This window comes from Adhaeribacter soli, from assembly GCF_008727925.1.
Lineage (GTDB): Bacteria > Bacteroidota > Bacteroidia > Cytophagales > Hymenobacteraceae > Adhaeribacter_A > Adhaeribacter_A soli.
Genome location: NZ_VTWT01000011.1, coordinates 68747 through 81888 on the forward strand (window position 1 = coordinate 68747; position 13142 = coordinate 81888).

Sequence of the window (13142 nt, forward strand, 5' to 3'; positions counted from 1 at the left end):
CCGGCCTTTCTTTTGAACATGCTGAACCGGGAAGTTTACTTTCTGAAGAATACCAAATGCGAATGACTTTTACTCCCATCTTACCGAGAGCTGGTTCATTCTAATTTGATAAAACCTGTGTGTAGTTTGTAACTAAGCAGGGGGACAAGATTAACTTAAACAATGAGAATTTTTCCTTTCTGTCATTCTGGAAGTTGATGATCCCGATTTATTTCGGGGAATCTTTTAATTTCCGGGCTTCGAATCCCTGATTTTTTAACCGAGTGACATTCGTAGTAGTTTAAAATAAATTTGTCCTGTTGCTTACACCCAAATATTATGAGCCTTCATTTAATTAGGTTACCACTTTTAATATTTTAAATGTAGTTACAAACTACTCTTAGTGGCAGTCTAAAATGGCTGCAAAACTTAAAGGAATTGTAGCTGTATAATCTGGTGAAATATAGTGGTTTGCGTGTTTTGATCCAGATGCTAATATCCGGATACCAATGTCCTTACTTAGTTGGTTCAAGTCATGCATACTTTTAGAATCACTTACGAATAATTCAGTGACTGTTCGTTAGGGGCAGAAGTAAACTTCTGAAGAATTATAAACCGGAACGGGCTTTCGCAGGAATTGAAGCACATCAGAAAATAAGAACCAGGTCTTTTGGTGAGGATCACTTTTTTGCTTCCGGAAAGTACCGTTTCAGGCTATCCAATTTACTTCGGATAGCAAAAATCAACGGCTTTTAAACCGCATTATTCTGCTTGCTCCTGCAGCTACTCCGGGGCTGATGGAAGGCTGGTGGTTTTTAGAGGAAAGGAAATTTCCCAAACAGGTTTTTTCTATGGCTGGATTGGTGAAAATCCCGGAAATGGGCCCGCAAAGCGTATGGTCAGGAATGGTCTGAACACAAAAAAAGGAGCAGCTAAATGTTAGCTGCTCCTTTTGTATTTATCCGGCTCTTAAACCGGTTATGCGTCTGTTTTAATTACCTCTGAGTTCAGAAGGAAATTAACGTCCCATCATCTGGGCCAGGGTGGCGTTTGGTCCACCTACACGGATATCATCATAATACAGCACCCGCTTGTCTACAGCTGATGAATTATTTTTAAAGGCATGTTTGTAAACCCCAACTTTCCATTTCGGCAGGATGCCTGGGTACATGTTACCCCCTCTGTGGGTTAGAACCTTCTGGCCATCCTTCCAAACTTCGATCAAGCCATCCGGGCCGTTCGAGTGGTTGAAGTGCAGCACAAACTGGGTCCACTGGCCCTTCTTTACCGGGCCTAAATCGACGTACTTTCTGTTGTCTGGTGACAAGGAGTTACCGGTATGCAGGTAGTATCTGTCATTCTTGATCCGGATAGCCGTTGCCGGGCTATTTCCCTGGAACCACTGGTTAATGATTTCCGGCTGATTGTCTTTGGCATAATCCGTTGGAAGGAACTGGGAGAAGGAATACCAGGTATTTTTGGTAATATGGCCTTCTGAACCTTTTACCACGGTAACCTCTACCCGTTTACCGGTGCTTTCCAGCGGGTCGGTTTCTCTTAATTCGAAACGGGCAGCTTTTCTGCCTTTAAAGGCCGGGTTCGTTACATAGGTAATACCGTATGGCATGGAACCTTTCTCTACCTCATGGGCCGTAGCAAAAGGATTCGCTCCTTCCATGGTTTCTTCATAGATCAGGCCGTTGGCAGTACGGGCTGTGGTTGTACCCATCGGCGTTATATCCGTATCAGCGTTGTTTTCAGTAAATCCTGTTTCCTGGCCACCCATTTCCGGGGCACCCATATCTGCTGCTTCACCCGCTAAAGAGGAATCCGCACCGGATTCACCAAATTCTTCACCGGCTTCGGGATTACCCATTGTTGTTTCCTGAGTTGCAGGGGTCATTTCGTCCATTTCATTTTTATCGCAGGATGTTGCTAAAACTCCAAATAAGGCAATAGGTAAGAATGGCTTAATTAAATTTTTCATAATTGGTGTTTAAAGTGGAGGAATTTGCGGTAAGGTGCTTTAATTCCTGGTCTTTGATTAAAGTATTCAAGCTGCTTTCAGGCCCGGGTTAAAACAATTCACTTGCCGAAGCGCACGTTATGGTGCGTTCAGAAAAGATTTAAGGCCCTGAAAAATTGGTTGAAAGCGAGAACTGAATTGCGGTTAAATCGATCCGGTTGATATTTATTTAAGGATCAGCAATCAGACTGCAAATGGCTTGAAAATTTAAAGTATAACAACTAATAAAATATTATTTTAGTTCTGCCTTTCTAATATTTTTTTTCAAGTTGCCAGGCAGTAGCCGCTTGCACTTTATTAAGTATTTAATTCTAATTTTTAAATATTAACTACTTGATTATCAGTTGCAATTAGTAAACAGTAATCCATTCCGGAATGGTTCAGTCGGGCTGGTTTTTTCCAGGGGGCCGGCAGGGGCGCCTTTTTCTAAATGTGGGTTTAAATGCTTTAAATCTGGGAAAAGTTAAATTATAATCTTGAAAAAGTTTTTATAAAAAGGGAAGAAGCGGTGCTTTGTAAAGCGTTAAAATACAGGGTTTTGCTAATGTATTTAAAAGTATAATGGTTGAAAACGTGATTTTATATATAAAGTAATAGCAGTTTCCAGGCCTCAGATTCAAGAACCGGATGTAACCTTTTTGTTTCATGGCTGCCGCTGGGAGCTTTACCTGAAATATATTCTGCCGGTAGAAATTAAAAGACCATGGATTGGTTTCAGCTTCCGGATATTGTTTATTATGTGGTTGTGGTGCTGCCTCCCTCCACCTCATCAATGATACGCCGGATATTACCTAGGCTCTGGCCTATATTTTACTGGTTATTTTTTTTCCGTAATCGATATCATCTTCTATTTTTCGTTTGCTATTAATTAACGGAAGATATTCAGTAAAAAACTGATTCGGGTCGCCGCTTTATCGGAACGGCTCAGAAAGCTGTTCTTTCTGCAATCGATAGCGGTTTTTGAAAGGAATGCCTCCCTGGTGGGCCTATAAAAAGATTGCCAAAATGTTGCTGCACAATACAGCAGGTGCTTTAACGGCAGGCAGTAAAGTAAAAATGCCCATTAATGGCGAAGAAAGGTTCCCCGAAGTGGTGGCTGCGCTGGAAAAAGCCGCCGTCTGCTTTCGCTGCCGGATAAAGCAGGCGGCAATGGCTTTAGCCTAAAGGAATAAACGTAGAAGTCGTGTTTCACCTAACAGGCCTTAAAATGCTATCATTTTCAGCTAAAAAAGCCGGAACCTGGCTAATTTACTCAAGCCGCTTATGGAATTTCCGAAGCCTGAAAGCCAGGTAGATCTGGAAAACGCCGATAATTATAAAAGCGAAGGCCGTGTAGAAAACGATCGTGAAACCGGCAAAAATTGGGTTCCACAGCATAATAAAGGCGAAGATAATACCCAGAATTCCTATGGCCAGCAAATTTCCCCAATCCGGTATGCCCTGCCTTTTTAGAAAAAGCGACCAGCCAACAGCCATAATAGACCGGAATAGGATACCGAAACCAATGTAAAAAGGCAGTACGATCATCGACATCTGGGGCCGGGAAATCAGCAAAATACCAATAACCAAGTCAATGATGCCCGCCACCAGCGACCAGCCCCAGTTTTCCGATTCTTTCCGGTTCGAAACGGCATAAATAATTTCCAGAACCCCGGTAATTAGGAAGGCAAATGCGAAGAAAATGGCCAGCGTTACGTAGGAGGCCAGCGGCGTCATAAATACCCAGATGCCTACCAGGATCAGAAAAATGCCTAAAATTAATTGCAGGTACCAGTAGCGGCTGGTATGTCTTAAATTCGGGTTTTCCATGGGTTGTCTTTTAGGTGCAATACAGGTCAGTTACTCCTTTGCGAAAAGCTGGCTGCCGGATACTTCCTGTCAGCTAGCGTCTCCTGATAAATCTTCCGTTTTTTAAACAGTTTCTCTATCCGCTTGTTCTGAATCATATCCACTTTCTGAAAAGGAACCGATTGGCTGTGATTTTTAAAACTACTTAGCAGAAACAGTTTTTTCATTCGAAAGCGGATCAGGAATTCTGTAAAACCGACAATGGCGCAACCCCCAACCATAGAGAAAATTGAAGCGGTAATTGTAGACCTGCCTACCATCCGGCCGCACCATTTATCCATGGCCGTAATGAGACAGCAGACCATGGTCATTATCCGGCTGTTTTGCTCCGATGGGGTAGAAGGAATCGGCGAATCGACCACGATCGGGGGCCTGAGCTACGGCGAAGAATCGCCGGAAAGCATGAAGCTGAACATCGATACCTACTTTTCGCCGCTGTTGGTGGGGCAGGAGGCCGGCAATATTCACAAAGTCATGGCTCTGGTCGATAAAAGCATAAAAGGCAACCGCATTGCAAAATCCGGGATCGAAACCGCGCTATTAGATGCGCAAGGCAAAAGATTGGGCATTTCGGTTGCGGCTTTGCTCGGAGGCGCCGTTTCGGAAACCCTGCCGGTGCTCTGGACCCTGGCCAGCGGCAACACCGATAAAGACATAATCGAGGCCGGGGAATTGCTGAGCCAGGGAAGGCACAACACCTTTAAGCTGAAAATAGGCCGTAACCCGCCGGAAACCGACATTGCCCATGTAATTGCCATAAAAGAAGCGCTCGGCAGCCGTGCACGGGTAACCGTAGATGTAAACCAGGCCTGGGACGAAGCAACGGCTAAAACCGGTATTGCGAAGTTCGAAAAAGCCGGCGTCGACCTGATCGAGCAACCTTTAGTTCGGGAGAACTTCGATGGCCTGGCCCGGCTTACAGCCTACTTTCAGGTGCCCATTATGGCCGACGAAGCCTTACAGGACACGACCGATGCTTTTAAACTGGCTCAAATCCGGGGCGGCAGCGTATTTGCCGTGAAAATTGCCAAATCCGGAGGTTTGTACAACGTGCTGAAGGTAGCTGCCATTGCCGAAGCGGCTGATATTGGTTTGTACGGCGGCACCCTGCTGGAAGGTACGATCGGCTCCGTAGCTTCGGCCCACGCTTTCTGCACCCTCAAAAAACTGAACTGGGGTACCGAGCTTTTCGGGCCGCTGCTGCTCACCGACGATATTATTAAAACCAAGGTAAACTACGCCGACAATGTGATGCACCTACCGCCCGGCCCCGGCTTAGGCCTGGAGTTGGATTTAGACAAACTGGAACAATACAAACGAAAGTAAAACGCTATGCTTTTCCACGTAGAAATGACCGTTAACCTGCCCCACGACTTGGATGGTGCCATTGCCGACGCCCTCAAAGCCAAAGAAAAAGCCATGTGCCAGGACTTGCAACGAAGCGGAAAATGGGTAAACATCTGGCGCATCGTCGGGAAATACGCCAACGTCAGTCTTTTTAACGTGGAAAGCCCCGCCGAACTGCACGAGATCTTAACCAACCTGCCGCTTTTCCCTTTCATGCAGATCGAAGTAAAAGCCTTATGCCGGCACTATTCATCTATTAAGGAAGGTGAGATTTAAAAGAGGTGATCTCATAAATAATGCGGTCATCCAGCCTGTCCCGATGCATATCGGGGAGCGCGAGCGAAGGACCTCGTTGGCTCCCGGTAGAAAAGCCAGAAATAGGGCTTTTGTTAAACTCTGACCAGTTGTTTCGCTAACACTCAACCTGACAAATTCATTTAAGGTAGCTTCTAGCCAGAAAACTTTGTCAGCTTGAAAATGCTAGAGTTTTACAGCTAAAAACCCAATTACAATGAAGCAGAAAAACAAACCGAAAACGGATTTTTTAGTAGCGTAGGGTTTAAACCCAATGCCGTCAATTTAAGCATTTTTATTAACTGGAATCGCTGTTTCGGACATCTGTGTCCGAAACGAAATCTGATGCGGACATCCTTGTTCGCGTGTATGGATACGGGGACAAGGATGTCCCCGGCAGTTTACTTTCAGACATAGATGTCTGAAAGAGCAATAATTCCTTAAGTTGACGGCATTGGGTTTAAACCCTACGCTACTAAAAAATCAACAGTAAATTTAAAAGCGACTTCTTCATTGCCGTCTGCTTTAGCTGACGGATTGGTAGGCAGCCAGGAAAGACAGAAAAACCCTCATAAAGAATACCATCAGCAATTCAGGAACCTATAAAACCAGCAAACCATGACCAGAGACCAGATCGACGAATTCCTTAAACAAATAAAAAAAACGGAAGGGCAGAATGGCAGTGACCGGGTAAAGGAAATTGTAAACCGCATTGTCCGGGACCTGTTTTACACCATCGAAGACCTCGACGTAACCGAACCGGAATTCTGGACGGCAGTGAACTGGCTTACCGAAACCGGCATGAACAATGAATTCGGACTAGTGGCAGCGGGTCTGGGGTTTGAGCACTTTCTGGACATGCGAATGGACGAAGCAGAGGCCAAAGCTGGCATTACGGGTGGAACGCCCCGCACCATTGAAGGCCCCTTGTACGTGGCCGGGGCACCGGTAGAAAACGGGTTCGCCCGCCTCGACGATGGCTCCGAAACTGGCGGCGAAACGCTCTTTATGCAAGGCCGGGTTTTAACCGAAGAGGGAATGCCCATAAACAATGCCCTGGTAGAGGTCTGGCACGCTAACCTGAAAGGGAATTATTCTTACTTCGATAAAAGCCAGCCGCCTTTTCACCTCCGGCGCGGCATCCGCACCGGCCCCGACGGAAAATACCAGTTTCAGAGCATCATTCCGGTGGGTTACAGCGTTCCGCCCAACGGCTCTACCGATATTTTGCTCAAGGCTCTGGGCCGCCACGGCAACCGTCCGGCGCACATTCACTTTTTTATTTCAGCCCCCGGCTACCGTAAATTAACCACCCAGATCAACATCGAAGGCGATCCGTATTTATGGGATGATTTTGCCTTTGCCACCCGTCAGGGACTGGTACCCCACATCAATCGCATCAACGATCCTGAAAAGATCAAAGAAAAAGGCCTCGACCATTCGTTTGCTTCCATCGATTTCGACTTCACCCTGCATCATGAAAACAGAGACCTGCCGCCAACCGAAATAGCCCGTGTACGCGCCGTAGGGTAAGCCGGTTGGAGTTTGTGTAAAGGCTTTTTAGCTAGTGCTTTATTAAGTTTAAATTGTCTGGTTCTGCCGTTCGCCGTTGTTGTGTGTTTTCACCATAGCCGTCAGGCTAATTAAAAAAGGCGGTCATTCTGAGCTTGTCGAAGAAACTTATGGAGATTACAATGACAAAGCGAGCGTAGCAAGGTTTGTCTTACTGTTAAATTTTAGATATACGGCACCATAAGTTCCCTCGACTGGCGCTCGGGATGACGTAATAAATTAGCTTAGCCTGACGGCTATGGTGAAAACACGCAAAAACGGCGAAGGGCTGAAGCCTACAGTTTATGGTCTTTAAACTACTAAAGTCACTTCATACTAAGTAATAGCTGGTTCAAGTTTGAGCGAAGCGGAAACTTGAACCTACAAATAACCTGAAGTTTTCAACTTCAGTGAGGTGACAGCCTCAAAACGGCTACTGCTGCTTCCTTGAAAGAATAAGATTTCCTTAGCTGCAGTGTTTAGAGAGTGTACAGTCCAAGGTAAATTTTAGCAGAACTGAGGCGTCCATCTTTCTAAGCGGTTACCGGCTTTTTCAGGTAAATCCCTACCATTTTCCAGTTGAAATGGTGGGCTGAAAGTAAAGCAGCTGGTGCAGCGGCCTGAGTTCTTATTAGCATAAAATTAAATCTCCTGAAACCGGCAAACCACAATGGCATACCTGAACAGCAATAATGGACGCTTATTTTACGAACTGGAAGGCGAAGCCGGGAAAGAAGTGCTGGTGTTCTCCAATTCCCTCGGCACCGACCATTCCCTGTGGAACCTCCAGGTACCGGAGGTGCTGAAACAATTCCGGGTGCTCCGTTACGATGTGCGCGGCCACGGCCAGAGCGAAACCACGTCGGGTCCTTATTCTATCAAACTGCTGGCCAACGATGTACTCGAGCTGCTGGATCATTTGGAACTCGAAAAAGCAAACTTCTGTGGCATTTCCATTGGCGGCTTAACGGGGCAATGGCTCGGAATTCACGCGCCCGAACGGATCGATAAATTGATCATTGCCAATTCTGCCGCGAAGATCGGGACTACCGAAGGGTGGAACGAACGCATCGATTCGGTCCGGAAAAATGGCTTGGCCAGTATTGAGGAAGCTACCCGCCAGCGATGGTTTACCCCGGAATTTGTGGCCGCTAATCCGGAACTGGTGGAGGAAGTGCTCCGGGTTTTTGTGCAAACCGATCCGGAAGGGTATTGCAGTTGCTGTGCGGCCGTGCGGGATGCCGATTTTCGCCAGGATATTTCCCGTATCCAGGCGCCCACGCTGGTAATTGCCGGCACCGAAGATAAGGTTTGCACCGTGGAGGACGGCGGCCTGTTGGCCGAAAATATTCCGGATGCCCGGCAGGTTAATTTAAAAGCAGCCCATATTTCCAACATCGAGGCCGCGGCCGATTTTTCCCGCCTGCTTATCAATTTTTGTTCATCGTAATAAAGAAACCCGCTTATGAAAACGGTTCCCCAAATAACGCCGGAACAGGCCGCAGCCTACGTAAAAGACGGCGACATCCTTTTGCAGGGCGGCTTCGGCATGACCGGCAACCCCGTGCACTTAATGCATGCCCTGGCCGAAACCGCTACCAAAAACCTGACCTTTGTCGGCAATAATGTGGGCGAAGTTGGGCTGGGTGGCGGACGGCTTTTGCGCAACGGGCAGCTGAAGAAAATGATCGGTTCTTTTTTTACCAGTAACCCCGAAGCCGTAAAAGCGGCCCAGGATGGTATTGTTGAATACGAGCTTATTCCGCAAGGTTCTCTGGCCGAAGCTTTACGCGCGGGCGGAGCGGGAATCGGCGGTTTTTACACGCCTACAGCTATAGGAACGCCTATTGCTGCCGGGCAGGAAACCAAGATCATCGACGGCGTGGAACAGCTTTTTGTGAAGGGGATCCGGGGAAATGTAGCGTTTATCCGCGCCTGGCAGGCCGATACCGCCGGAAACCTGGTTTACCGCATGACGGAGCAGAACTTTAACCGCGCCATGGCCACCGCCGCCGACCTGGTAATTGCCGAAGTGGAAGAAATTGTGCCCGAAGGCAGCCTCGACCCGAATATTATTCATACCCCTGGCTGCTTTGTCGATTACCTGGTGCAGGCTACGCTGAAACCGGAAGACTTGGGAAGTTCGGCTTCGGTGGGGAAAAACAAGAAGGTAAACGAAGACCGCATGCACATGGCCCGGCGCGCACTGGCCGAACTCAAAAAGGGCGACGTGGTGAATTTGGGCATTGGCATTCCTACTTTGGTGGCAGACCTGATTACGCCGGAGCACGGCATTATCCTGCATTCGGAAAACGGCATGCTGGGCGTAGGCCCGGCCCCGGAAGATGAAGGTGGCGCCCTCGAATACCCGGTAAATGCCGGCAAGATTCCCGTAACCGCCCTTCCCGGAACCAGTTATTTCGACAGCGCTGAATCCTTTGGCATGATCCGGGGCAAACACGTGGACGTAGCGGTAATGGGTGGCCTGGAAGTAGACGAAGAAGCGAATTTAGCTAATTGGGCCGTGCCCGGTCAGCCTTTACTAGGCGTAGGCGGCGCCATGGACCTGGCTTCCGGCGCGAAGACCCTCATCATTACCATGACCCATACGAACAAAGACGGAAGCCCTAAAGTTGTGCCTGTTTGTAAACTACCCCTCACAGCTTTGCGGGCGGTGGACATGGTCATTACCGACTTGGCCGTATTCCGGTACATAGAAAATAAACTTACGCTCATCGAACTGATGCCCGGCGCAACCTTAGAAGAAGTTCGGGAAAAAACGGAAGCGAAGTTTGAGGAAAGATTAGCGTAAGCAAGCTGCCGGTGCCGAACAAGCTTCTCCGATATTGCTGCAATTCCGATCTGGTAATTTATTGCGTGCGCTGCATCATAGGTTTTCTGATCGGCTATGAACTTTACCTGCATTTTCCGCAATACGAACTTTTCTGGACCATCATCTCGATCATCCTGGTTATTTCGCCGGAAGAAAAAGATGCCCGCCGGCTTACCGGAGAGCGTTTCAAGGCTAACTTGATCGGTTCCAGCGTGGGGTTGGTTTGTTATATTCTCCTGGTCCGGCAGGTGTACATGATCCTGCTGGGAATTATTCTTACAAGCCTGATCTGTCACTTTTTCAAGCTGATGAATGTGGCCCGAACCGCCGTTGTAGCGTTATTTATTGTAGTCATTCATGAGCAGTCCGAATTGTCGTACTGGGTGGCGGTAGAACGTTTTGCCTCGGTGGCTTTGGGTTGTCTGATCGGACTTTCGGTAACCTATGTAACGGGTTTTATAATCAGGTTTATAAAGGACAAGCTTAATATTGAATAAAGAAATTCACTATGAAAGAAGCATATCTCCTCGACGGCATCAGAACGCCGATCGGCAGTTTTGGCGGCAAACTCGGACCGGTACGCGCCGATGATCTGGCGGCTATGGTGATCAGGGAAATAGTTCGCCGGAACCCGGAAATTCCCGCGGATGCCTACGACGACGTAATGCTGGGTTGCCATAATCAGGCCGGCGAAGATAACCGCAACGTGGCCCGGATGGCGCTGCTATTGGCCGGCTTGCCGGTAACGGTACCCGGCGAAACCATAAACCGCCTTTGTTCATCGGGTATGTCTACCATTGTCCATGCTTTGCGGGCCATAAGGGCAGGAGACGGCGATATTTTCATCAGCGGCGGCATTGAGCACATGACCCGGGGACCGTTTGTAATTTCCAAGGTATCGAAAGCTTTCGGCAACGATGCGAAAATGGAAGATTCCAGTTTTGGCTGGCGATTCGTAAACCCGAAAATGAAGGAAATGTACGGCGTAGACCCCATGGGCGTAACGGCGGAGAACCTGGCCGAAATGTACCAGATCTCGCGGGAAGACCAGGATCTGTTTGCCTACCGTTCGCAGATGAAAGCTGCTAAAGCACAGAAAAACGGAATTCTGGACGAAGAAATTATGCCGGTACTCATTCCCCAAAAAAAAGGCGATCCGGAGATATTTTCCGAAGATGAATTTGTAAAGCCCGATACTACGCTGGAAGTGCTGGCCAAACTAAAACCGGTCTTCAAGCAAAACGGTACGGTTACGGCCGGAAATGCCGCCGGCCTCAACGACGGCGCCGCTGCCACCATTATTGTTTCGGAAGATGCCGTAAAAGAATACAACCTAAAACCTTTGGCCCGGATCCTGGGCTCAGCGGTAGTTGGCGTAGAGCCCCGCATCATGGGCATCGGACCGGTGCCGGCTACTAAAAAAGTGCTGCAGAAAACCGGCCTTACCCTGGATGATATGGACATTATAGAACTGAACGAAGCCTTCGCCGCCCAAAGCTTAGCCTGTATCCGCGAGCTTGGGCTGGAAGACGACGATCCGCGGATAAACGTGAATGGCGGCGCAATCGCTTTCGGTCACCCGCTGGGCATTTCCGGCACCCGCATTGTACACACCGCCGCCTTAAGTTTGCAGCGGCAAAAGAAAAGGTACGCCCTGGCTACCTTATGCGTAGGCGTAGGGCAGGGGTATGCTATGATCCTTGAGAGGGTTTAACCTTGCCGGGTAAAATGGTTATCGATGGAAACTAGATTATAACCAATTGTCATGTTGAGCGCTAGCGAAACAACTCATCGGCTCTTAGCAGAATCGTTGCTACCAGGTGTAAAAGAGGCCCTTCACTTGTGTTTCTCAAAATGCTCCGGAGCAGGCATAATGATAGTAATTATGAAACAGTTTCTGGTTTAGTGGTAAAATTCAGTTAACCGTACGGACCGGGAAAATGAATTAACTTCCAGCATATTAAAAACAGAACCCCAGCTTCATTTGCTGAAGCTGGGGTTTTGTTTTATTTAAAGTAAGGTAATTCAGAAATCAAATAAACTTCTGAATTGCTACCAATCCAGATACTAATGCTGCAAATTCATTGCCGTCTGCTTTAGCTGGCGGTAGAATAGGTTACTAAATCCGGCTTTAGCCAAACGATACATTTGCAGAACGATAGATTAGGCCAAAGCCAATAATTTGTTTTTCCGAAACCGTCAGCTAAAGCAGACGGCAATGAAGTTTTTCTTTTTAAAACTTCGGCGGAATTAGGGCTTAAGTCAAAAGCAACTTACCTGGATGGGATATAAATCCGGTATTGGTGTTTAACTCTTAAGATTGCTGCCAGTCAGGTTGTAAATATCCTTGATCTCCTCCAGGATCTGCCGGAAATTGATCTCCAGATCCTTAATTCTTCCGTTGTGAATATCGAACACCCAGCCGTGTACCTCCGGGAAGCCGTTGGTTTCATAGCTGAGTTGTACAGCTGCGGTTTTCAGAATGTTTACGCACTGCTCCCGCACGTTCAGCTCCACCAGCCGGTTATAGCGTTCGTGCTCATCCGAAATCGCATCCAGTTCCGCTTTGTGAAACCGGTATACATCGCGGATATTGCGCAGCCAGGGGTTTAAAAGGCCTAAATCTTTGGGCACCATGGCCGCTTTCACCCCGCCGCATTCGTAATGGCCGCAAACAATAATATGCTTTACCTGCAGGTGCCGCACGGCGTAATTAATAACCGCCATAACGTTCAGGTCTACGTTGTTTACCAGGTTGGCAATGTTGCGGTGCACAAAAACCTCGCCCGGGCCTAATCCCATCAATTCCTCGGCCGTAACCCGGCTGTCGCTGCAGCCGATGTAGAGGTAGTCGGGGTTTTGTTCTTTGGCAAGTTGCGCGAAAAAGTCGGGGTTGCTGCCGGTCTTTTGTGCGACCCATTTGCGGTTATTCTCAAAAATTTCTTCGTAAGTGGCCATGTGTTTCAGTTTGTCTTTATCGGTTCAGTTCAGTCTTGGTTAATCTTTTTTCTGCCGCTTTCTATTATTCAGGAATTAGTTTTCAGGAAACCTTTAACTGTACTCAGGCTGATCTATCTCCGGTAGATTAGAGCTTCAATTGTAATTCCGGAAAAATACGCAATCACAGCTAAAGCGACAAAACCAGAATCAGGAAGTTTTCGGCACGGCTTTCAGTAAGCACCTTTTCTGGCAGAAATAATAAGCCAAATTCATTGCCGTCTGCTTTAGCTGATGGAAAGCAGACTGTTTCTGACTGGGAGAGAA

At 47.7% G+C, this 13142-nt stretch carries 11 protein-coding genes; 8 read left to right on the forward strand and 3 right to left on the reverse strand.

Going from position 1 to position 13142, the window contains the following annotated elements; all coding sequences use genetic code 11:
* Positions 1-997: 997 nt before the first annotated feature.
* Entirely contained in the window at positions 998-1966 is a 969-nt protein-coding gene (locus tag F0P94_RS17085) for a polysaccharide lyase (RefSeq protein ID WP_150905310.1), read from the reverse strand.
* Positions 1967-2974: 1008 nt separating this feature from the next.
* Between F0P94_RS17085 and F0P94_RS17090 the strand changes: the two genes are divergently transcribed.
* Complete coding sequence (locus F0P94_RS17090) at positions 2975-3169, forward strand: hypothetical protein (RefSeq protein WP_150905312.1); 195 nt, start codon at positions 2975-2977, stop codon at positions 3167-3169.
* 84 nt (positions 3170-3253) lie between these two features.
* Here the strand turns inward: F0P94_RS17090 and F0P94_RS17095 are convergent, their stop codons facing one another.
* Entirely contained in the window at positions 3254-3814 is a 561-nt protein-coding gene (locus F0P94_RS17095) for an HdeD family acid-resistance protein (protein ID WP_150905314.1), read from the reverse strand.
* A 240-nt stretch (positions 3815-4054) separates the two neighbouring features.
* Between F0P94_RS17095 and F0P94_RS17100 the strand changes: the two genes are divergently transcribed.
* The 7 genes from F0P94_RS17100 (at position 4055) to pcaF (ending at position 11592) form a co-directional block, all read left to right on the forward strand.
* Positions 4055-5179: a muconate/chloromuconate family cycloisomerase gene (locus tag F0P94_RS17100; protein ID WP_150905316.1), complete on the forward strand. Its 1125-nt coding sequence runs from the start codon at positions 4055-4057 to the stop codon at positions 5177-5179.
* Positions 5180-5185: 6 nt separating this feature from the next.
* Entirely contained in the window at positions 5186-5476 is a 291-nt protein-coding gene (gene catC, locus F0P94_RS17105) for a muconolactone Delta-isomerase (RefSeq protein WP_150905318.1), read from the forward strand.
* Positions 5477-6112: 636 nt separating this feature from the next.
* Positions 6113-7027, forward strand: a complete 915-nt coding sequence (gene catA / locus F0P94_RS17110) for a catechol 1,2-dioxygenase (RefSeq protein WP_150905320.1) — start codon at positions 6113-6115, stop codon at positions 7025-7027.
* A 688-nt stretch (positions 7028-7715) separates the two neighbouring features.
* Entirely contained in the window at positions 7716-8495 is a 780-nt protein-coding gene (pcaD, locus tag F0P94_RS17115) for a 3-oxoadipate enol-lactonase (RefSeq protein ID WP_150905322.1), read from the forward strand.
* A 15-nt stretch (positions 8496-8510) separates the two neighbouring features.
* Positions 8511-9857, forward strand: coding sequence for a 3-oxoacid CoA-transferase (locus tag F0P94_RS17120; protein WP_150905324.1), 1347 nt, complete (start codon positions 8511-8513; stop codon positions 9855-9857).
* 11 nt (positions 9858-9868) lie between these two features.
* Positions 9869-10375 carry an FUSC family protein gene (locus F0P94_RS17125; protein WP_150905326.1) on the forward strand — a complete coding sequence of 169 codons (507 nt, stop codon included), beginning with the start codon at positions 9869-9871 and terminating at the stop codon, positions 10373-10375.
* A gap of 11 nt (positions 10376-10386) precedes the next feature.
* Positions 10387-11592, forward strand: a complete 1206-nt coding sequence (gene pcaF, locus F0P94_RS17130; protein ID WP_150905328.1) for a 3-oxoadipyl-CoA thiolase — start codon at positions 10387-10389, stop codon at positions 11590-11592.
* A 593-nt stretch (positions 11593-12185) separates the two neighbouring features.
* On the opposite strand, the gene F0P94_RS17135 is transcribed toward pcaF, so the two are convergent.
* Positions 12186-12836, reverse strand: coding sequence for a carbonic anhydrase (locus F0P94_RS17135; RefSeq protein WP_150905330.1), 651 nt, complete (start codon positions 12834-12836; stop codon positions 12186-12188).
* Between the last annotated feature and the right edge of the window lie 306 nt (positions 12837-13142).

Bases quoted from the DNA above. Each gene is read 5' to 3' on its own strand.
- catC (WP_150905318.1), top strand. From the start codon at position 5,186: ATGCTTTTCCACGTAGAAATGACCGTTAACCTGCCCCACGACTTGGAT.
- F0P94_RS17135 (WP_150905330.1), bottom strand. From the start codon at position 12,836: ATGGCCACTTACGAAGAAATTTTTGAGAATAACCGCAAATGGGTCGCA.
- F0P94_RS17120 (WP_150905324.1), top strand. From the start codon at position 8,511: ATGAAAACGGTTCCCCAAATAACGCCGGAACAGGCCGCAGCCTACGTA.
- F0P94_RS17090 (WP_150905312.1), top strand. From the start codon at position 2,975: ATGCCTCCCTGGTGGGCCTATAAAAAGATTGCCAAAATGTTGCTGCAC.
- pcaF (WP_150905328.1), top strand. From the start codon at position 10,387: ATGAAAGAAGCATATCTCCTCGACGGCATCAGAACGCCGATCGGCAGT.
- pcaD (WP_150905322.1), top strand. From the start codon at position 7,716: ATGGCATACCTGAACAGCAATAATGGACGCTTATTTTACGAACTGGAA.
- catA (WP_150905320.1), top strand. From the start codon at position 6,113: ATGACCAGAGACCAGATCGACGAATTCCTTAAACAAATAAAAAAAACG.
- F0P94_RS17100 (WP_150905316.1), top strand. From the start codon at position 4,055: ATGGCGCAACCCCCAACCATAGAGAAAATTGAAGCGGTAATTGTAGAC.
- F0P94_RS17085 (WP_150905310.1), bottom strand. From the start codon at position 1,966: ATGAAAAATTTAATTAAGCCATTCTTACCTATTGCCTTATTTGGAGTT.
- F0P94_RS17095 (WP_150905314.1), bottom strand. From the start codon at position 3,814: ATGGAAAACCCGAATTTAAGACATACCAGCCGCTACTGGTACCTGCAA.